This is a genomic window from Bacillus sp. LH1, assembly GCF_057924895.1.
This window is the reverse complement of record NZ_CM175007.1, coordinates 90,001-111,599: the sequence shown is the minus strand read 5'-3', so window position 1 is coordinate 111,599 and position 21,599 is coordinate 90,001. Positions and strand designations below refer to the sequence as shown.

General features: G+C 38.8%; 21 protein-coding genes, 2 rRNA genes and 2 other annotated features (2 of these 25 only partly in view). All 23 genes read right to left on the bottom strand.

The genetic code is table 11. The features are described from left to right. Positions 1-48, bottom strand: a sequence feature (ribosomal protein L10 leader region); it reaches 97 nt to the left of the window's first position. 49 nt (positions 49-97) lie between these two features. Further along, positions 98-790: a 50S ribosomal protein L1 gene (gene rplA / locus ACX9TM_RS00610; protein ID WP_001987630.1), complete on the bottom strand. Its 693-nt coding sequence runs from the start codon at positions 788-790 to the stop codon at positions 98-100. A 175-nt stretch (positions 791-965) separates the two neighbouring features. Then, the gene (rplK, locus tag ACX9TM_RS00605; RefSeq protein ID WP_001085872.1) at positions 966-1,391 is read right to left on the bottom strand and encodes a 50S ribosomal protein L11; all 426 of its coding nucleotides are present in this window, start codon (positions 1,389-1,391) and stop codon (positions 966-968) included. A gap of 167 nt (positions 1,392-1,558) precedes the next feature. Beyond that, positions 1,559-2,092: a transcription termination/antitermination protein NusG gene (gene nusG, locus ACX9TM_RS00600; RefSeq protein WP_000415794.1), complete on the bottom strand. Its 534-nt coding sequence runs from the start codon at positions 2,090-2,092 to the stop codon at positions 1,559-1,561. 131 nt (positions 2,093-2,223) lie between these two features. Beyond that, positions 2,224-2,403 carry a preprotein translocase subunit SecE gene (gene secE, locus ACX9TM_RS00595; protein ID WP_001241323.1) on the bottom strand — a complete coding sequence of 60 codons (180 nt, stop codon included), beginning with the start codon at positions 2,401-2,403 and terminating at the stop codon, positions 2,224-2,226. A 32-nt stretch (positions 2,404-2,435) separates the two neighbouring features. Next, positions 2,436-2,582: a 50S ribosomal protein L33 gene (rpmG, locus tag ACX9TM_RS00590; protein ID WP_014481927.1), complete on the bottom strand. Its 147-nt coding sequence runs from the start codon at positions 2,580-2,582 to the stop codon at positions 2,436-2,438. A gap of 136 nt (positions 2,583-2,718) precedes the next feature. Continuing rightward, positions 2,719-3,378 carry an RNA polymerase factor sigma-70 gene (locus ACX9TM_RS00585; protein ID WP_000387193.1) on the bottom strand — a complete coding sequence of 220 codons (660 nt, stop codon included), beginning with the start codon at positions 3,376-3,378 and terminating at the stop codon, positions 2,719-2,721. 67 nt (positions 3,379-3,445) lie between these two features. Then, positions 3,446-3,958, bottom strand: a complete 513-nt coding sequence (locus tag ACX9TM_RS00580) for an NYN domain-containing protein (RefSeq protein WP_000997886.1) — start codon at positions 3,956-3,958, stop codon at positions 3,446-3,448. A 3-nt stretch (positions 3,959-3,961) separates the two neighbouring features. Next, entirely contained in the window at positions 3,962-4,705 is a 744-nt protein-coding gene (gene rlmB / locus ACX9TM_RS00575) for a 23S rRNA (guanosine(2251)-2'-O)-methyltransferase RlmB (protein ID WP_000200237.1), read from the bottom strand. Then, a complete protein-coding gene (locus ACX9TM_RS00570; protein WP_000564261.1) occupies positions 4,702-5,109 on the bottom strand; it encodes a Mini-ribonuclease 3 in 408 nt (135 codons plus the stop codon). Before ACX9TM_RS00570 ends, rlmB begins: the two co-directional genes overlap by 4 nt. 2 nt (positions 5,110-5,111) lie before the next feature. Next, the gene (gene cysS, locus ACX9TM_RS00565) at positions 5,112-6,509 is read right to left on the bottom strand and encodes a cysteine--tRNA ligase (RefSeq protein WP_000152276.1); all 1,398 of its coding nucleotides are present in this window, start codon (positions 6,507-6,509) and stop codon (positions 5,112-5,114) included. Further along, a complete protein-coding gene (gene cysE, locus ACX9TM_RS00560) occupies positions 6,490-7,155 on the bottom strand; it encodes a serine O-acetyltransferase (RefSeq protein ID WP_000476497.1) in 666 nt (221 codons plus the stop codon). Before cysE ends, cysS begins: the two co-directional genes overlap by 20 nt. A gap of 150 nt (positions 7,156-7,305) precedes the next feature. Then, positions 7,306-7,552, bottom strand: a binding site (T-box leader). Positions 7,553-7,599: 47 nt separating this feature from the next. Further along, the gene (gene gltX / locus ACX9TM_RS00555) at positions 7,600-9,057 is read right to left on the bottom strand and encodes a glutamate--tRNA ligase (RefSeq protein WP_000415143.1); all 1,458 of its coding nucleotides are present in this window, start codon (positions 9,055-9,057) and stop codon (positions 7,600-7,602) included. A gap of 89 nt (positions 9,058-9,146) precedes the next feature. Further along, the gene (gene ispF / locus ACX9TM_RS00550; protein WP_000488386.1) at positions 9,147-9,623 is read right to left on the bottom strand and encodes a 2-C-methyl-D-erythritol 2,4-cyclodiphosphate synthase; all 477 of its coding nucleotides are present in this window, start codon (positions 9,621-9,623) and stop codon (positions 9,147-9,149) included. Between the two features lie 116 nt (positions 9,624-9,739). Beyond that, complete coding sequence (gene ispD, locus ACX9TM_RS00545; RefSeq protein WP_000288284.1) at positions 9,740-10,420, bottom strand: 2-C-methyl-D-erythritol 4-phosphate cytidylyltransferase; 681 nt, start codon at positions 10,418-10,420, stop codon at positions 9,740-9,742. Positions 10,421-10,436: 16 nt separating this feature from the next. After that, positions 10,437-11,546, bottom strand: coding sequence for a PIN/TRAM domain-containing protein (locus tag ACX9TM_RS00540; protein ID WP_000919677.1), 1,110 nt, complete (start codon positions 11,544-11,546; stop codon positions 10,437-10,439). Positions 11,547-11,706: 160 nt separating this feature from the next. Beyond that, entirely contained in the window at positions 11,707-12,780 is a 1,074-nt protein-coding gene (gene disA / locus ACX9TM_RS00535; protein WP_000392163.1) for a DNA integrity scanning diadenylate cyclase DisA, read from the bottom strand. Between the two features lie 3 nt (positions 12,781-12,783). Next, a complete protein-coding gene (gene radA / locus ACX9TM_RS00530; protein ID WP_001085202.1) occupies positions 12,784-14,160 on the bottom strand; it encodes a DNA repair protein RadA in 1,377 nt (458 codons plus the stop codon). Between the two features lie 95 nt (positions 14,161-14,255). Continuing rightward, the gene (gene clpC, locus ACX9TM_RS00525; RefSeq protein ID WP_000971183.1) at positions 14,256-16,691 is read right to left on the bottom strand and encodes an ATP-dependent protease ATP-binding subunit ClpC; all 2,436 of its coding nucleotides are present in this window, start codon (positions 16,689-16,691) and stop codon (positions 14,256-14,258) included. A 22-nt stretch (positions 16,692-16,713) separates the two neighbouring features. After that, positions 16,714-17,778, bottom strand: coding sequence for a protein-arginine kinase McsB (gene mcsB, locus ACX9TM_RS00520; RefSeq protein ID WP_000050842.1), 1,065 nt, complete (start codon positions 17,776-17,778; stop codon positions 16,714-16,716). Between the two features lie 4 nt (positions 17,779-17,782). Next, on the bottom strand, positions 17,783-18,331 hold the full coding sequence (mcsA, locus tag ACX9TM_RS00515; protein WP_000128399.1) for a protein-arginine kinase activator protein McsA: 549 nt from the start codon (positions 18,329-18,331) through the stop codon (positions 17,783-17,785). 170 nt (positions 18,332-18,501) lie between these two features. Further along, complete coding sequence (ctsR, locus tag ACX9TM_RS00510; protein ID WP_001244565.1) at positions 18,502-18,963, bottom strand: transcriptional regulator CtsR; 462 nt, start codon at positions 18,961-18,963, stop codon at positions 18,502-18,504. A gap of 208 nt (positions 18,964-19,171) precedes the next feature. After that, positions 19,172-19,287, bottom strand: a 5S ribosomal RNA gene (gene rrf, locus ACX9TM_RS00505). 49 nt (positions 19,288-19,336) lie between these two features. Continuing rightward, a 23S ribosomal RNA gene (locus ACX9TM_RS00500) occupies positions 19,337-21,599 on the bottom strand (it continues 659 nt past the right edge of the window).

The following is a 21,599-nucleotide window of genomic DNA, read 5'->3' as shown; positions in this document are numbered from 1 at the left end:
ATTAAGTCTATTGACACCTACTGTCTACGGTACACTAATTAAATTCACAACATAAATGATTATATTAAAACTTCTTTATGAAGTCAACTTCCAAAATTTACGCTAATGTAGAAACGTCTACACGTACGCCAGGTCCCATTGTAGAAGCAACTGTTACGTTCTTCATGTAAGTACCTTTTGCAGCAGCTGGCTTAACTTTTTGTAAAGTGTCAGCAATTGTTTTGAAGTTTTCTACTAATTTAGCATCTTCGAAAGATACTTTACCGATTGGAACGTGGATGTTACCAGCTTTATCAACGCGGTATTCAACTTTACCAGCTTTGATTTCGTTAACAGCTTTAGTTACATCGAAAGTAACTGTTCCAGTTTTAGGGTTTGGCATTAAACCTTTAGGTCCTAATACGCGACCAAGTTTACCAACTTCACCCATCATGTCAGGAGTTGCTACTACTACATCGAAATCGAACCAACCTTGTTGGATTTTACCGATGTAATCAGTATCGCCTACGAAGTCAGCTCCAGCAGCTTCAGCTTCTTTAGCTTTTTCACCTTTAGCAAATACTAATACACGTTGTACTTTACCAGTACCGTGTGGAAGAACAACTGCGCCACGGATTTGTTGGTCAGCTTTCTTAGGGTCAACACCTAAACGGAATGCAGCTTCTACAGTTGCATCAAATTTAGCTGTGTTTGTTTTCTTTACTAATTCTACTGCTTCTGTTGCAGAGTAAGCAGCTGCACGATCAACAAGCTTTGCAGCTTCTACGTACTTTTTACCTCTTTTAGCCATTTTTATTTCCTCCTCGAATGTGGTTTTAGCGGAATAACCTCCCACGTTTACGCCTGTTTTCAGGTATAACCTGAGGATGAGCGCCATCCATTTATTTAAAAACGATAATCATTTACGATAATAAAGGTTGCGAATTGGAATTCCAGACCCGCAACCTTTTTTAAAACAAATCGAATTAGTCTTCGATAACGATGCCCATACTGCGTGCAGTACCTTCAACCATACGCATTGCAGCTTCTACGCTAGCAGCGTTTAGGTCAGGCATTTTAGTTTCAGCGATTTCGCGTACTTTATCACGCTTAACAGTTGCCACTTTATTACGGTTTGGTTCACCAGAACCAGACTCAATACCAGCTACTTTCTTAAGAAGAACAGCAGCAGGAGGAGTTTTAGTAATGAAAGTGAATGAACGGTCCTCAAATACCGTAATTTCAACAGGGATGATAAGACCAGCTTGATCTGCTGTACGAGCGTTAAACTCTTTACAGAAGCCCATGATGTTAACACCTGCTTGTCCTAATGCTGGACCAACTGGTGGAGCTGGGTTAGCTTTACCTGCAGGAATTTGAAGCTTTACCATTTTAATTACCTTTTTAGCCACGAGACACACCTCCTTAAGTCCGTGATGTGGTCAATTGGACAGTGATTTGCCCTCCCACGTCATATTTTATCTGTAAGGATAAAATCTTTCAAAAAACGTCTCCGATAACGAAGACGTACTGACTTAAAAGATATTATCACTTTTTACAATTCATTTCAAGTTTCATTTTATAATTTTTCAATTTGATGGAAGTCAAGTTCAACTGGAGTCTCGCGACCAAACATGTCCACAAGCACGCTAACCTTTTTCTTCTCCACATCAATTTCTTCAATAGCACCTGTATAATCTGCGAATGGCCCCTCATTTACACGTACTGTCTCATGAAGTTCAAAGTCGAAATCAACCACTTCGTTGTCCATTCCCATATGTTTCATAATGGTAACAACTTCCTCTTCTAATAGAGGTGATGGTTTAGATCCAGAACCAGAAGAACCAACGAACCCAGTTACACCCGGCGTGTTACGTACAACATACCAAGAGTCATCAGTCATGATTAATTCTACTAATACATAACCTGGGAACACTTTTCTTTTCATTAATTTTTCTTTTCCGTTTTTCATTTCTACTTCTACTTCTTCCGGGACAACAACACGGAAAATTTTATCTTGCATACCCATTGATTCTACACGTTTCTCTAGGTTTGCTTTTACTTTATTTTCATATCCAGAATAAGTATGGACAACATACCAACTTTTTTCCATTCATTTAGGACGAGCGTCCTTCCCTCCCTGACGTACATTTTTTTGCGCAAATGAAAAAACCCGTTCACCGGGCTTTTACACAGTTCTTATAAATAACATTATATCATGGATAAGTGCTTCTTATTCAAGAATTAACCAAGAATTAACCGAATTAAAGAAGAAATGCCCATATCAACTACTGCGAAGAAAATCGCAAAGAACACAACTGTAGCAACAACAGTCGCTGTTGAGCGGAGTAATTCATCTTTTTTAGGCCAACTTACTTTTTTCATTTCGCGACCTACATCGCCGAAAAAGTTCGTTAAACGCATCTGCGGGACCTCCAGTGTATTATTTCAATTATTTATTTTGTTTCCTTGTGAACTGTATGCTGATTGCATGTTTTACAAAACTTTTTTATTTCAAGTCGCTCTATTGAGCTCGTATCTTTCATAGTAGAGTAGTTTCGATTTTTACACTCTTCACATGAGAGTACAACTTTTTTCCTCATTAGTTACACCAACCTTGTAACATTATGTCCCTAAAAATGTATCATACAATAAAAGACAATGTCAATGACATGCATTTTGTACTCTCTACAAAAGAAAACAGGTGATTTATTTTACACCTGTAGCACTTGTTACTTCTTATGAATTTAAAGTTGTACTTTCTCTCATTTCCATATATCGTTCCAATTTTCTCTTTACTCTTTGTAAAGCGTTATCAATAGATTTCACATGCCTGTTTAACTGTTCTGAAATCTCTTGATAAGAACGACCATCTAAATATAAAGAAAGCACTTTCCTTTCTAAATCGCTTAATAATTCAGATATTTTTGATTCTATGTCTGTATATTCTTCCTGGCTAATGATCATCTCTTCAGGATCAGTCACCTTCGCTTCAGAAATAACATCCAATAACGTTCGATCAGATTCCTCATCGTAAATCGGCTTATCTAAAGACACATACGAATTTAAAGGAATATGTTTTTGTCTTGTTGCCGTTTTAATAGCGGTAATAATTTGTCGAGTGATACATAGTTCAGCAAATGCTTTGAATGAAGACAGCTTGTCCTCTTTATAATCACGAATTGCTTTAAACAACCCTATCATACCTTCTTGAACAATGTCTTCTCGATCGGCACCCACTAAAAAGTAAGATCTTGATTTCGCACGAACAAAGTTCTTATACTTGTGAATTAAATATTCTAGAGCGTCAGTATTACCTTTTCGAACTAACTCAACGATTGCCTCATCCTCTAAATCACGAAATGTAACGTCGCCTATACTTACGAAGCCTGCTTCCACCTTGATCCCTCCGACCGCTATTTATTTAGCAATATTATACAGTAAAAAGATAAAGAGCGTCAATGCTTCAACGCTCTCCTCTTCTTAATTTTTCTAATTTTTCTGTAATATCTTTACTAAATATCTTTCGCATGGCGGGCTGCTGTTCTTTCGTGTCTTTTGTGCGCCTTCTTACTTGTTGTTCCATCGCTTGTACTTCCAACTCTAATTCACGCGCAGATTTTCGAAGGGCACCTTGCCCAAATATAACCCATTGTTCTGTATAATCCGAAGTCGCAACATATATTTGTGTATTTATATTTCTAAGCTCTATCGCAAGTTGCTCTATCTTTTCGTCTGCAGTTTGATTCTTTCGTGTGAATATTACTTCTACACGAGATTGTTTCATCTTTTTTTCAATACCATGGACTGTATAGGCATCAAAGACTATCATCACTTTTGTACCTGTATAACCTTGATAATCCGCCATCTTATCAATAAGCGCATCTCTTGATGATTGTAAATCTACATCCCGCAGTTTCTTCAAATCTCCCCAAGCTCCGATAATGTTGTAACCGTCAACGATTAAAATATCGTTCATTTTTTATTTACCAATTTCGTGACGTTTACGATATACCTCATACATTAACAAACTTGCGGCTACTGAAGCATTTAAGGATGTAACTTTACCAACCATCGGTAAAGTGATTAAGAAATCACACTTTTCACCAATAATACGACTCATACCTTTTCCTTCACTACCAATTACTAACCCAATCGGCATTGTACCATCTAAATTACGGTAATCCGTTTTCCCTTTAGCATCTGTACCAGCAATCCAAAGTCCACGCTCTTTTAATTCATCAATTGTACGAGATAAGTTTGTTACGCGCGCAACAGGAATGTATTCAATCGCTCCTGTTGATGCTTTCGCAACTGATGCTGTAAGTCCCACAGCTCTTCTCTTCGGAATAATAATTCCATGAGCTCCTGTTGCATCAGCAGTACGCATAATAGAACCTAGGTTATGCGGATCTTCAATCTCATCTAAAATCAAGAAGAATGGATCTTCATTACGTTTTTCTGCCACTTTGAATAAATCTTCTAACTCTGCATACTGATATGCAGCTACTTGAGCAATTACACCTTGATGATTACCCTCAACTAATTGATCTAACTTTTTCTTTGGTGCATGTTGTAAAATAATCTTATTTTCTTTCGCTAACGCTAGTACAATTTGTACTTGTCCTTTGGCAGCACCTTCTGCGATCCAAATTTTATTAATATCTCTCCCTGATCTTAACGCTTCAATTACAGGGTTACGTCCGATAATATATTCACTAGTCATGATGATGTGCCCCCTTCCTTTTCTTCTAAAACTGCAATTGCCTTATATACAATTTCGTCTAATCTTTCACGATTATTTAATAAATGATGATAACCAATTAGCGCTTCAAAGGCTGTACTATGTCGATATGTTTGTACATCCGTATTTTTCGGAACTGTACCTGAATTTGCATTACGCCCTCTTCTTAATACCGCCTCTTCTTCCTCTGTCAAAAATGCCGTCTCTAATAAATGATAAACAACTTTCGCCTGTGCTTTTGCTGAAACAAAGCTCGTCCCTAAGCGGTGTAATTGATTAGGGCGAACTTTTCCTTTTTGAAGGAGGTGATAGCGGATATATTGTTCATATACCGCATCACCCATATACGCTAACGCCAAGCTGTTTAATTGCTTTGCATCGATCATCCTTATCCTCTTTTCCATCTTGTACCTTGAGCGGTATCTTCTAAAATAATATTACGTTCTTTTAAATCGTCACGAATTTGATCAGACAATGCAAAATCACGATTTTTACGAGCTTCAATGCGCTTTTGGATAAGCTCTTCAATTTCTTCATCCAGTAATTCTTCTTTTGATAATTCTAATCCTAAAATATCAAATAACGTTTCCAGTTGTTTTACGTATGCTTCAATCACAACTTTAGATGTATGCTCTTCAAGTAAATATTGATTTGCATGATTTGCTACGTTGTATAATTCGGTAATTGCATTTGCAGTGTTAAAGTCATCATTCATTGCCTCTTCAAATGCAGTCTGGAATTTCTCTATTTCAGCTAACCATTTCTCATTATGATCCGTTAAATCCGTACTACTCTCCATACGATGCTTTAAGTTTCCATAAGCTGTTTTAATTCTTTCCAGTCCATTATTCGTACTTTGTAATAACTCTTCACTAAAGTTAATCGGGTGACGATAGTGTACTGATAACATAAAGAATCTAATTAACTGCGGGTCGTATTGCTTAATAATATCGTGAACTAAAATAAAGTTACCAAGCGATTTAGACATCTTCTCATTATTAATATTAATATATCCATTATGCATCCAGTAACGTGCAAACGTTTTTCCAGTCAATGCCTCTGACTGCGCAATTTCATTTTCATGATGTGGGAAAGCCAAGTCTTGACCACCAGCATGAATGTCAATTGTATCCCCTAAGTACTTACGCGCCATTGCTGAGCATTCAATATGCCATCCTGGACGTCCTTGCCCCCAAGGGCTTTCCCAGAAGATTTCTCCTTCTTTCGCAGCTTTCCATAAAGCAAAATCAAGAGGGTCTTGTTTCTTTTCCCCTACCTCAATACGAGCACCGTGACGTAAATCTGCGATTGGTTGATGTGATAATTTACCGTAACCTTCGAATTCCTTCGTCTTAAAGTACACATCACCCTCTGATTCATATGCATACCCTTTATTCACAAGTTCTTGAATAAATTCAATAATGATATCCATATTTTCTGTTACACGAGGATGAACTGTTGCGTGTTTGCAACCTAGTGCTGTTACATCTTCAAAGTACGCTTCAACAAAACGATCAGCAATTGTCGGTACATCTTCACCTAATTCATTTGCCGCTTTAATTAATTTATCATCTACATCCGTAAAGTTAGATACATATTGCACATCGTATCCTTTGTATTCTAAATAACGACGCACTGTATCGAATACCATAGGAGGCCTTGCATTCCCAATATGAATGTAGTTATAAACTGTAGGTCCGCATACATACATCTTTACCTTATTTTCTTCTAATGGAACAAACTCTTCTTTTTGACGTGTTAACGTATTATAAATGTGAATAGTCATTTTTATCCTTCCTTTCTACCTTTAATTCCAATTGTTTCTTCAATTTATCAAGTTCTACTTCCATAGCCTTTAATTTATCAAAAATCGGATCCGGAAGGTCAGAGTGATTTAATTCTTGACCAATCTTTACTCCATTTTGAATAACGACACGGCCAGGTATACCTACAACTGTAGAATGTGCAGGAACTTCTTTTAATACGACAGACCCTGCTCCGATTTTAGAATTCTCTCCCACAGTAATAGAACCAAGAACTTTAGCACCCGTCGCAATTAATACATTATCCTGAATTGTTGGATGCCTCTTTCCTTTTTCTTTTCCTGTACCACCTAATGTAACCCCTTGATAAATCGTTACATTATCACCAATTTCACAAGTTTCTCCGATTACAACTCCCATTCCATGATCTATGAAAAAACGTCGACCAATTGTTGCTCCTGGATGGATCTCAATGCCAGTAAAAAAGCGGCTCACTTGTGAAACAAAACGTGCAAGAAAGAAAAAATTTCTTTTATAAAAAGCATGTGCAATTCGATGGGCCCAAACTGCATGTAATCCAGAGTAAGTTAAAATGACTTCGAAATAACCTCTTGCCGCTGGATCCTGTTCAAAAACGACTTCAATATCTTCCCGAAGCCTCTTAAACATCGGTGTTCCCTCCCCTTTATGGGCTGCTTTTTTGTCGAGCGAACTAACTCCCCTAACTCATCACTTCTCCCCTAATTCTTTATATAAGGAGATAAATTCTATATTCATACCTATTTACACGGTATAAAAAAAAGGCGTCTCTGTCATATTGACAGAGACGCCTTTTAAGCGCGGTTCCACTCTGTTTAGGCTTAAAAAAGCCTCAAACTCATCCATGATAACGGTGTAAACCGCTTCTGCTTACTTTGCGGCCTAAGACATCCCACGAAGCAATTCGCTGTTCAGCAGAAGACTCGAAGGGGCATTTCAAAAATCCGCTTATAAACCACTCCCAGCCTAAAGGTGGTTCTCTCTGTAAAAAGCCTGATTTTCTACTTCTCCTTCTCGTCGCTTTTCCTTATTAGGTTTTAGGTATACTTATTATATTTCTAAACCTAGAAAATGTTAACCAATTACTTTTTGAAGACGATTTAAAACTTTTTCTTTTCCAAGAAGTGCAATAGCATTCGGAAGCTCTGGACCATGCGTTTGTCCTGTAGTTGCAACACGGATTGGCATAAATAAATTTTTACCTTTATGTCCTGTTTCCTTTTGAACTGCTTTAATCGCTGCCTTAATTGCTGCTGGCTCCATTGCTTCTAGAGCTTCTATTTGACCAGCAAATGCACGAAGTACTTCAGGTACTTGTTCACCATTTAATACTTCTTGTCCTTCTTCTTCATAATCAACATGATCTTTAAAGAACATTTCAGAAAGCTCTACAATTTCAGCTCCAAAACTCATTTGTTCATGGTATAAAGCAATTACATCACGAATCCAAGCTTGGTCTTGTTCGCTTAAAGTTTCTCCCACACGTCCAGCTTTCACTAAATGCGGTAAGCTTAACTCTACAACCGTATCTAAATCTTGCTTTTTCATATACTGGTTGTTCATCCATTTTAGTTTTTGAGAATCAAATAATGCAGGTGATTTTGATAAACGAGCTGCATCGAACATTTTGATAAACTCATCTTTAGAGAAGATTTCTTCTTCTCCTACCGGAGACCAACCTAGTAGTGCAATAAAGTTAAAGATTGCTTCTGGAAGATACCCAAGCTCTTTATATTGCTCAATAAATTGAATAATAGATTCATCACGCTTACTTAACTTTTTACGACTTTCATTAACAATTAGAGTCATATGACCGAATTGTGGAATATCCCAGCCGAAAGCTTCATAAATCATCATTTGTTTCGGTGTATTTGAAATATGATCATCACCACGAAGTACATGTGTAATTTCCATTAGATGATCATCTACTGCTACTGCAAAGTTATAAGTTGGAATTCCATCCTTTTTCACAATAACAAAATCACCGAAATCATTTGAATGAAACGCAACTTCATCTTTTACAATATCTTTGAATGTGTAGTCACGATCAGCTGGTACACGGAAACGAATACTTGGAATACGTCCCTCAGCTTCAAATTCTTTCACTTGTTCTTCAGTTAATTCACGGTGGTTACCTGCGTAACGAGGTGTTTCACCGCGAGCGATTTGTCCTTCACGCTCTGCTTCTAGCTCTTCTTCTGTCATATAACATTTATAAGCTAGACCACGCTCTAATAAATCTTCATATAATTTTTTATAAATATCTAAACGCTCTGTTTGGCGATATGGTCCAAATTCACCACCAACATCAACACCTTCATCCCAGTCCATACCGAGCCATTTCAAGTATTTTAATTGGCTTTCTTCTCCACCAGCCACGTTACGTTTTACATCAGTATCTTCAATACGAATAATAAATTTGCCATCTAAATGACGAGCAAATAAATAATTAAATAATGCCGTACGCGCATTTCCGATATGTAAGTGTCCTGTTGGACTTGGCGCGTAGCGCACTCTCACTTGCTTTTCCATAATTGGTACACCTTCCATTCTTAATGTCAACACATTCTATAATTGTACACCAAAAAAATGTGATTATCCATCTTACGAATTAAAAACCATTATTTTTTCTGTAATAAAACAACCGCTTGAGAAGCAATCCCTTCTTCTCTACCTGTAAATCCTAATTTTTCTGTTGTTGTTGCCTTTACATTAATGTTATCGATAGACGTTTCTAACAGTTCACTAATGCGCTTACGCATACTCTCAATATGTGGTGCCATTTTTGGTTTTTGAGCAATAATTGTACAATCTAAATTTCCTAACTCGTAACCTTGTTCACGCACAAATTCCCAAACTTTTTGTAACAATACAGCTGAATCTGCATCTTTAAAAGCTGGGTCTGTATCAGGAAAATGCTTTCCGATATCTCCTGCTGCAATCGCACCTAAACATGCATCAGCAATCGTATGTAACAATACATCTGCATCTGAATGGCCGATTAATCCTTTCTCGTGTGGAATTGTAATTCCACCGATAATCAACGGTCGCCCTTCCGCAAATTCATGTACATCAAAACCTTGTCCAATTCGAAACATCCTTACTTCCTCCTTAAGCTAAACTACTGAGCTTTATGACTCTATATTATATCGCTATCCTTATAAAGAAAAGCCCGGCTGTTGCCGAGCTTTTCTTTATTAACACGTCATCAATGTTATTTCTTTTGAACACGTAGGAAACTTTCAGCAATTAATAGATCTTCCGGAGTCGTCACTTTAATATTATAGTAACTCCCCTCTACTACACCTACTTGCTTCCCAACACGTTCTACAAGACTTGCATCATCTGTGCCAAGAAAACAACTTTGCTTTGCGCTTCTATGAGCTTCTAGCAAAAGAGAAACAGAGAATCCTTGTGGTGTTTGTACAGCGTTAAGTTGAGATCGCTCTACCGTTTCTACAACAACACCCTGCTCTACTTTCTTAACAGTATCTTTTACTGGCACTGCACAAATGGAAGCTCCATATTTTTCTGCTGCAGTTAATACATCGCGAATCACTTTATTCGTTACGAACGGGCGCGCCCCGTCATGCACAAGAACATATTCGACACCACTCGCATACTGAAGTGCGTTATAGACGCTATCTTGTCTTTCGGCTCCACCCTGAATGAATTGTACGTGCTTTTCAATCTGGTACTTCTGCATTAACTCTTCAAAATACGGGCGTTCTTCTTCGTTAATTGCCATAATAATACTTTTGCACGCTTTATCTTTTTCAAAAGCACGCAATGTGTGCACAATAATTGGTACTTCATCTATAAGTAAAAATAACTTATTTTTACCAGCACCCATTCGTTTTCCTTGGCCCGCTGCCGGAATAATTAATGTATACATATTAATAATCCTCTACTTATAATGCTTTTTCTAGCAATTTACGTTTTGCGAAAATCATACGACCAGCCGATGTTTGTAATACGCTAGTAACAAGTACGTCAAGTTGTGAACCCACATACTCTCTACCATCTTCTACTACAATCATCGTACCATCATCTAAGTATGCAACACCTTGATTTTGTTCTTTACCATCTTTCACAACATAAACACTTAATTCTTCACCAGGGAGTACGACTGGTTTAATCGCATTAGCTAAATCATTAATGTTTAACACCGTAACCCCTTGTAATTCAGAAACTTTGTTTAAATTGAAATCGTTTGTTACTACAGTTCCACCAGTGATTTTTGCCAACTTTACAAGCTTGCTATCTACTTCTTGGATATCATCGAAATCGCCTTCATAAATTTCTACCGGAATTGGCATCTCCTTTTGAATACGATTTAAAATGTCTAGCCCTCTGCGGCCACGATTACGCTTTAAAGCATCTGAAGAATCGGCAATATGCTGAAGCTCTTCTAATACGAATTGCGGAATGACAATTGTTCCTTCTAAAAACTTTGTTTGGCAAATATCTGCAATACGTCCGTCAATAATTACACTCGTATCGAGAATTTTCCAATGAGTCGTAGATTTTTCTGCTTCGACCTCTACCTCTTCATTCTCACTATTGTTTTTCTTCTTACCTCCGCGTTGGGGTAATGTAAATAATCCTAGCAATTCATTCCTCTTTTTAAATCCTACTTGGAATCCTAAATATCCAAGTAAAAGGGTGAAGAACACTTGCAACACCGTACTAATAACTGGAATTGTAAATTCACGAATTGGTATCAAAATTAAATATGCAACAATAAGACCAGAGATTAATCCTAATGTACCAAATAAAACATCTGCTACAGGCGCCTTTACCAGAGCCTCTTCAATATGCTTAATAAGTTGAACAATATAATCTACAAGCCAAAATGTTGTTAAAAATAAAATAATTGCACCAATAATTGCACGAACATACGATCCTTCCAACAAAGGAACCGCACCGATATCTAATACATTAATAATTTTTGGGATTAAGTAAATCCCTAACGCTCCCCCGATCACTAAAAAGAAGAGCTGTACAATCCGTTTTAACATCCAACCACCTCCTACTCATTATTAACCATTGTTTCGCTAATCAAAACGCCGAATGCAAAAGCGGACGTGTTTTTTTGTAAATAGTTTTATTTACCAATATATCATATCATATACCAAAAATGTTCTAGTGTCGTTATATTATAGAATCAATGTAATATTCTTAATTGTGTCTACTCATATAGAGATGCTCTTGAATTCTTTTTAGACCTTCTCGTATTTTCTTCGCTCTCACTTCTCCAATTCCTTCCACATCATCCAATTCATTAATAGTTGCTCGGCAAACACCTTGCAATGTTTTAAATCGATTAATTAAATTCTCGATAATAAGTGGCGGAACACGAGAAATCTTGCTTGTGATTCGGTACCCTCTAGGTGTCACACTTTCTTCTAAACTTGTTTGTCCTGGATAGCCAAGCAATTTAACTAAATCACTATCCTCTAAAAGTTGTGTATTTGCAAGATCTTGTAACTTTTTCAAGATTTGATGATGGTCTTGTGTTTTCTCCTGGTGATAATCTTTAATTAACAATGCTGCCTCTGCCTCTAAATCAGCTAGTAATTCTGTAAGCTGTAAACGAATTAACCTACCTTCTGTTCCTAACTCATGAATATAGCTCAATATTTCATTTTTAATACGCAGCACCATTTCAACACTATGTAAAACGTGAACCACCTCGGACATTGTAACGACCTCTTCAAATTCTAGAATACCCAAATTCGTAATGCCGTCATTCCATACAGCCTTATATTTTTCTAGCGTTTGAATTGCTTGATTTGCCTTCGTTAAAATGACACCTATATCTTTTAATGTATAACGTAAGTTCCCTTGATATAGCGTAATTACATTACGTCTTTGTGAAATGGCCACAACAAGGCTGCCCGTCTGCTTTGCTACACGCTCTGCTGTTCGGTGACGCATACCTGTTTCAATAGAATCAATAGATGAATCTGGAACTAACTGTGCGTTTGCAATTAAAATTTTACTTCCAGTTTCATTTAAAATAAGTGCTCCATCCATTTTTGCTAATTCATATAAACTAGCAGGAGAGAATGCGCAATTAATATGAAAACCACCATCAACAATGCTTTTAATCTGCTCATTATACCCAAGAACAATTAGTCCCCCCGTTTGTGCGCGAAGTACATTATCTATCCCTTCGCGCAGTGGTGTTCCTGGGGCCACGAGCTGTAAAATGTTAATCATACTTTTGACACGTTGCTTATTTTCTTCCATAGCCTAGCCTCCTAATGTCAAACGAAGCGCTTCTCCCAAATTAGAAACACCTACAACCTCAATCCCCTCTGGAATTGTCCATCCCCCTAAATTTTTTCTAGGAATGATAGCACGTTGAAATCCTAATTTAGCTGCTTCTTGTACACGTTGTTCAATTCTTGATACTCTTCTTATTTCTCCAGTTAATCCAACTTCTCCTATTACCGCATCAGTTGGTGCCGTAGATTTATCTCTAAAACTTGAAGCTATACTTAAGGCGACAGCTAAATCAATTGCCGGTTCGTCTAATTTCAAACCACCAGCTACTTTTAAATACGCATCTTGATTTTGTAATAGTAAACCTGTTCTTTTCTCTAGTACCGCCATAATAAGCGAGACACGATTATGATCAATTCCTGTCGCCATTCTTCGAGGATTTCCAAAACTAGTAGGGGAAATTAATGCCTGTATTTCTACTAAAACTGGTCTTGTTCCTTCCATTGAGGCAACTACTGTTGAACCTGCAACTCCAACTGGTCTTTCCTCAAGGAAAATTTCAGAAGGATTTAAGACTTCTGCAAGGCCAAGTTCTTTCATTTCAAAGATACCCATTTCATTCGTAGAACCAAAACGATTCTTTACAGCTCGTAAAATACGATATGTATGGTGTCGATCTCCTTCAAAGTAAAGAACTGCATCGACCATATGTTCTAGCATACGCGGTCCCGCAATTGCACCTTCTTTTGTCACATGTCCTACGATGAAAATTGGGATTCCCTTTGTTTTTGCAAGTTTCATTAATTCTGCTGTACATTCACGTACTTGCGCCACACTACCAGGAGCTGATGTCACCTCAGGTAAATGTATCGTTTGAATAGAATCAATAACAACAAAAGCAGGATTCATCTCTTCAATATGTGCTGCAATACGCTGTAAATCTGTCTCTGATACAACAAATAGATTACTACCATTTACATGTAAACGATCTGCACGAAGTTTAATCTGCTTTGCTGACTCCTCACCTGATATATACAATACATCATATGAAGCATCTGCTAATTGCGAGGAAATCTGTAATAATAACGTTGATTTTCCAATCCCAGGGTCCCCACCAATAAGTACTAAAGATCCATCTACAATTCCGCCACCTAGTACACGGTTAAACTCTTGAAATTTTGTTTCAATACGTGCCTCAGACTTTGTTTCTACTTCTGTAAGACGTCTTGGTTTTGTTACTTCTGTTTGAATTGCATTTGCATAATTTAGGCGTCTGGATGATACAACGGGTTCCATCTCTTCAACAAGCGAATTCCATTGACCACACCCTGGACATTTACCCATATATTTTGGTGATTGATAACCACACTCTTGACATGTGAATTTTGTTTTCTTTTTAGCCATATCTTTTTATATTTCACTTCGCTTTCATCTATAAACATTTGACCTTCTCGTACAAGAAAGAGGGCTATCTCGTAGCCCTCTTAGTTTGTCTATACTTATTTTACCTTTTCAGCACTATGAATGACAAATGTTTCCCCTTCTACATCAAAGATAACTTTTTGACCTTTCTCAATAGCACCTTTTAAAAGTTCTTCCGATAGTCTATCTTCTACATGCTTCTGAATTGCTCTACGTAGTGGACGAGCACCATATTCACGATCAAACCCTTTATCAGCAATAGCTGCAATCGCTCCTTCTGTTAAGTGCAATTCAATTTCTTGTTCTTTTAAGCGATTCACTAACTGATTTACCATAAGAGTCACAATTTCTTGAATATGTTTTTTCTCAAGCATATGGAATACGATAATTTCATCAATACGGTTTAAGAATTCTGGACGAAATGCCTTTTTCAGCTCATCCATTACTTTACCTTTCATATCCGAATAATCACGGCTTTCATCTTGTACGTTAAATCCAAGATGTTTGTTACGTTTTAACGCCTCAGCACCAACGTTAGACGTCATAATAACAATCGTATTACGGAAATCAACTGTACGTCCTTTAGAATCAGTTAAACGACCATCTTCCAATACCTGTAGTAGAATATTAAATACATCAGGATGTGCCTTCTCTACTTCATCTAATAGGACAACTGAATAAGGCTTACGACGAACCTTCTCTGTTAATTGTCCGCCTTCTTCATACCCAACATATCCTGGAGGAGAACCAACTAAGCGAGAAGTTGAATGTTTCTCCATATACTCAGACATATCAATGCGAATCATTGCATCCTCATCACCGAACATAGATTCTGCCAATGCTCTTGCTAATTCTGTTTTACCTACACCTGTTGGCCCTAAGAAAATAAATGAACCAATTGGACGTTTCGGATCTTTCAATCCTGCTCTTGCACGACGAACAGCTTTCGCTACAGCCACTACAGCTTCATCCTGACCGATGACACGATCATGAAGAATGGATTCTAAGTTTAATAATTTATCAGTCTCTGTTTGTGCAAGTTTAGAAACAGGGATACGTGTCCATGTAGAAACGACATTTGCAATATCTTCTACCGTAACCTCTGAATTTTCTTTTCCTTGTTGCTCTTTCCACTGACGTTTTGTATCTTCCAATTTCTCACGTAAGCGTTGTTCCATATCACGTAAGGAAGCAGCCTTTTCAAACTCTTGACTTTGTACAGCCGCATCTTTTTCTTTTCGAATTTCCTCAAGCTTCACTTCAAGCTCTTTTAAGTTTGGTGGTGTTGTATAAGAACGCAAGCGAACTTTTGAAGCAGCTTCATCAATTAAATCAATTGCTTTATCCGGTAAGAAACGATCCGTAATATAACGATCAGAAAGTTTTACAGCTGCATCAATTGCATCATCTGTAATAGACACACGGTGATGCGCCTCATAACGATCGCGTAACCCTTTCAAGATTTGAGTTGATTCTTCTAGACTCGGCTCATCAACATGAATTGGCTGGAAACGTCTCTCTAAAGCTGCATCCTTTTCAATATATTTACGATACTCATCTAAAGTTGTCGCACCAATACATTGTAATTCTCCGCGTGCTAAAGATGGTTTTAAAATATTCGATGCATCGATTGCACCTTCTGCTCCACCTGCACCGATTAATGTATGAAGTTCATCAATAAATAGAATAATATTCCCTGCTTGACGTATTTCATCCATTACTTTCTTTAAACGATCTTCAAACTCACCACGATATTTCGTCCCAGCTACCACTGTCCCCATATCTAGTGTCATAACACGCTTATCTCTTAACGTTTCAGGAACTTCATTATTTACGATTTGCTGTGCTAACCCTTCAGCAATTGCTGTTTTACCTACACCAGGCTCTCCAATTAACACTGGATTGTTTTTTGTTCTACGGCTTAACACTTCAATTACACGTTGAATTTCTTTACTACGTCCAATAACAGGATCCAAACGATTCTCACGTGCAACAACTGTTAAGTCGCGCGCTAAACTGTCTAGTGTCGGTGTATTTGCATTTGTCGATGAACCACCTTGGTGACCTGAACTTGCTTCGTTACTTCCAAGAAGTTGTAACACTTGTTGTCTTGCTTTGTTGAGGCTTACACCTAAATTATTTAATACACGTGCCGCTACACCTTCACCTTCACGGATTAAGCCAAGTAAAATATGTTCTGTTCCAACGTAAGAATGTCCTAGCTTACGCGCTTCATCCATAGACAATTCAATAACTTTTTTAGCACGAGGTGTATAATGTACAGTTTGAGAAGCTTCTGTTCCACGTCCAATTAACGCTTCTACCTCTTTTTGCACTTTCTCCGGGCTCAATCCAAGAGCAATTAACGCTTTTGCTGCAATTCCTTCACCTTCGCGTACAAGCCCAAGTAAAATATGTTCTGTTCCAATGTTATTATGCCCAATGCGAATTGCTTCCTCTTGAGATAAAGCTAATACTTTCTGTGCTCTTTCTGTAAATCTTCCAAACATCATAGAAATCGCCTCCTACTTGCGCTTAGTTTTTTTCAATACGTAATCGCTCACGGATTAAGGTTGCTCTTCGATAATCTCTTTCTTCTGGTCCTAAAGGTCCTCCTGCATATTGTTGTAAAATACCAGGTTGCGTAAGAACCATTAGCTCAGTCAAAATATTTCTCGATATACCTTTTATATATCCTAGATCAATACCGAGTCGTACATCCGATAAGCAAGTTGCCGCTTCTGCAGATTGAATTAAACGACTGTTTGCTAGTATACCGTAAGAACGATAAACCTTATCTTCAAGCTCAATGCTCGAATTTTGTACAATTAATTCTCTGGCCAATTTTTCTTGTTGTATAATTTGCTGCATGACACTCTTTAAATCTGCAATAATATCTTCTTCGGATTTCCCTAACGTCATTTGATTTGATACTTGAAATATATTACCTAACGCTTCGCTACCTTCACCGTATATTCCTCTTACTACTAAACCTAATTTTTGAATTACTTGTATAATACGGCTAATTCTTTTTGTTAAAACCAGCCCTGGTAAATGAATCATTACAGAAGCTCTTAATCCTGTACCAACGTTAGTAGGACAACTCGTAATATATCCAAGTGATTCATCAAAAGCATATTCAACCTCTTTCTCAATCCAATTATCTATTTGATTGGCGCTTTGAAGAGCCTTTGATAACTGTAGTCCTGGAAATAGGCACTGAATCCTAATGTGGTCTTCCTCATTAAGCATCACACTAATGTGTTCGCTTTCTGATAACAGACATGCTCCATATTCGGTCCCTGCTAGATTTGGACTAATTAAATGCTTTTCGACTAAAACTCTCCTTTGAAGAGGAGTTAGTTCATTCATTTTTAATAGTCCAAACTTCCCAAAGGGCTCTACCGCTTTATTTATAAATTTCTTTTTAAATAATTCTTGAACCTTTTGAGCTTCCTCTTCGTTTTGCATAGTAGAAAATTGATATTGCTTAAAATTACGAGCCAAACGAATTCGACTACTTAAAACAATATCAGAATCAGGGCCATCCCCCTTCATCCATGGACTAATCGCTTCATTCATAATTTTGTCCAGTGACATAGAACTACTCCCCCTCTCTATGCTCACTAAGCTGAGTTTCAAGCCCTCGAATTTCATCTCTTACCTCAGCAGCTTTCTCAAACTCCTCATTCTGTACATATTGTTTCAGAATAAGTTTTAGTTCATCTAATTCTTTCTTTAAGTGGATATTTCCTTCCATTCGTTCCGGAATTTTTCCACAATGTTCTGTATGTCCACCATGAAGTCGCTTTAACAATGGGTTTAAGTGTCCTTTAAATGTATCGTAACAAGAAGCACAACCAAAGCGTCCCACTTTTGTAAAATGTTCATATGTCATCTTACAATCTGGACATCTTACTGTATTTGTATTTGAAAACCCGTTTTTTCCTTCTCCAAACATTGTTGATTCACCGTGTAATAAACCAGCAAATACATCATGAAATGAAAAGTTAGACTGTGATGATTGAAAGAAAGACGTATAGCCACTTTGCTCCGCACATTGCTCACAAAGATGAACTTCCGCCTTCTTCTCGTTGATTACTTTTGTATAATGTAAAGTTGCTGGTCTTATATTACAGTTTTGACAAGTCATCAATATCCCCACCTTTACAACAGGAACGATCTACCTCATGATACTTTTCATACATTACTAGATTGTCCTCTTTCCTTAATCCACTCAGATAAAAGTACATGCTCTTTTTCAAAACTTCTACAATATTTAACTGCCCTATCTTAATTATCATTCTTTTACAAAAGCTGTATTTATTTATATTTCAGTGTTCTTAACATTGCGCATAATATTCGAGCCCTAAGTTCATCTCGAGAAGGAATATCCATTGATAATACAGAACGATCTAGTACACTTAACATTAATTTTGCTTCACGGCCTGTTATGATTCCCTCTTCTAATAAACGTATAATCATACTCTCTGCATTCCCTTGTGCAACGCTATGATCAATCATATGAAGCATTTGATCAATAATGTCTATATCATCATGCAGTTTGACTTTTATAATGCGAATGTAACCTCCTCCACCACGTTTACTTTCTACTACAAATCCTCTTTCTAATGTAAAACGGGTATTGATTACATAATTGATTTGAGATGGTACGCACTCGAATCGATCCGCAATCTCATTTCTTTTGATTTCAATCACATTATTATTACTTAAGTCAATAACTTGCTTTAGATATTGCTCAATGATATCAGATATATTTCTCATTTATCCGCCACCTTTATTGACTTTGACTATCTTTGACTTTAATTATATACGTATTAATAAAATTTGCAACTCTTTTGCTTATTCACTATCCTAGCCACATTCCCCTGCATTTAATCAAAATAGTAATTATTTAAGCATATTTTTTTAATTACTATGGATTATAAAAGAAAACACGAAAAAACACGAGTCATTTGACTCGTGTTTAGTTGCTTGGCGACGTCCTACTCTCACAGGGACAAGGTCCCAACTACCATCGGCGCTAGAGAGCTTAACTTCCGTGTTCGGTATGGGAACGGGTGTGACCTCTCTGCCATCATCACCAAACTATGAAGGCATATTCCTTCAAAACTAGATAACATTTGCTACATATTATATGGTTAAGTCCTCGATCTATTAGTATTCGTCAGCTCCACATGTCACCATGCTTCCACCTCGAACCTATCAACCTGATCATCTTTCAGGGATCTTACTAGCTTACGCTATGGGAAATCTCATCTTGAGGGGGGCTTCATGCTTAGATGCTTTCAGCACTTATCCCTTCCGCACATAGCTACCCAGCTATGCCCTTGGCAGAACAACTGGTACACCAGCGGTGCGTCCATCCCGGTCCTCTCGTACTAAGGACAGCTCCTCTCAAATTTCCTACGCCCACGACGGATAGGGACCGAACTGTCTCACGACGTTCTGAACCCAGCTCGCGTACCGCTTTAATGGGCGAACAGCCCAACCCTTGGGACCGACTACAGCCCCAGGATGCGATGAGCCGACATCGAGGTGCCAAACCTCCCCGTCGATGTGGACTCTTGGGGGAGATAAGCCTGTTATCCCCGGGGTAGCTTTTATCCGTTGAGCGATGGCCCTTCCATGCGGAACCACCGGATCACTAAGCCCGACTTTCGTCCCTGCTCGACTTGTAGGTCTCGCAGTCAAGCTCCCTTATGCCTTTGCACTCTACGAATGATTTCCAACCATTCTGAGGGAACCTTTGGGCGCCTCCGTTACACTTTAGGAGGCGACCGCCCCAGTCAAACTGCCCACCTGACACTGTCTCCCGGGTCGATAAGACCCGTAGGTTAGAATTTCAATACAGTCAGGGCGGTATCCCACCAGCGCCTCCACCGAAGCTAGCGCTCCGGTTTCAATGGCTCCCGCCTATCCTGTACAAACTGTACCAAAATTCAATATCAGGCTACAGTAAAGCTCCACGGGGTCTTTCCGTCCTGTCGCGGGTAACCTGCATCTTCACAGGTACTATAATTTCACCGAGTCTCTGGTTGAGACAGTGCCCAAATCGTTACACCTTTCGTGCGGGTCGGAACTTACCCGACAAGGAATTTCGCTACCTTAGGACCGTTATAGTTACGGCCGCCGTTTACTGGGGCTTCAGTTCAGAGCTTCGCTTACGCTAACCCCTCTCCTTAACCTTCCAGCACCGGGCAGGTGTCACCCCCTATACTTCGCCTTACGGCTTCGCAGAGAGCTGTGTTTTTGCTAAACAGTCGCTTGGGCCTATTCACTGCGGCTTTCCGTTAAGAAAGCACCCCTTCTCCCGAAGTTACGGGGTCATTTTGCCGAGTTCCTTAACCAGAGTTCTCTCGCACACCTTAGGATTCTCTCCTCGCCTACCTGTGTCGGTTTGCGGTACAGGCACCTTTTATCTCGCTAGAAGCTTTTCTTGGCAGCGGGGAATCAAAGACTTCGCTCCATAAGGAGCTTCCCCATCACAGCTCAGCCTTTACGATAAGCGGATTTGCCTACTTATCAGCCTAACTGCTTGGACGTGCACAACCAATCGCACGCTTCTTCTATCCTTCTGCGTCCCTCCATTGCTCAAACGATAAAGAGGTGGTACAGGAATATCAACCTGTTGTCCATCGCCTACGCCTGTCGGCCTCGGCTTAGGTCCTGACTAACCCTGAGCGGACGAGCCTTCCTCAGGAAACCTTAGGCATTCGGTGGACGGGATTCTCACCCGTCTTTCGCTACTCATACCGGCATTCTCACTTCTAAGCACTCCACCAGTCCTTCCGGTCTGACTTCACTGTCCTTAGAACGCTCCCCTACCACTGATACCATTGGTATCAATCCGCAGCTTCGGTGGTGTATTTAGCCCCGGTACATTTTCGGCGCAGAGTCACTCGACTAGTGAGCTATTACGCACTCTTTAAATGGTGGCTGCTTCTAAGCCAACATCCTAGTTGTCTAAGCAACTCCACATCCTTTTCCACTTAATACACACTTTGGGACCTTAGCTGGCGGTCTGGGCTGTTTCCCTTTTGACTACGGATCTTATCACTCGCAGTCTGACTCCTAAGGATAAGTCATTGGCATTCGGAGTTTGACTGAATTCGGTAATCCGATGAGGACCCCTAGTCCAATCAGTGCTCTACCTCCAAGACTCTTACACTTAAGGCTAGCCCTAAAGCTATTTCGGGGAGAACCAGCTATCTCCAGGTTCGATTGGAATTTCTCCGCTACCCACACCTCATCCCCGCACTTTTCAACGTGCGTGGGTTCGGGCCTCCATTCAGTGTTACCTGAACTTCACCCTGGACATGGGTAGATCACCTGGTTTCGGGTCTACGACCACGTACTAAACGCCCTATTCAGACTCGCTTTCGCTGCGGCTCCGCCTC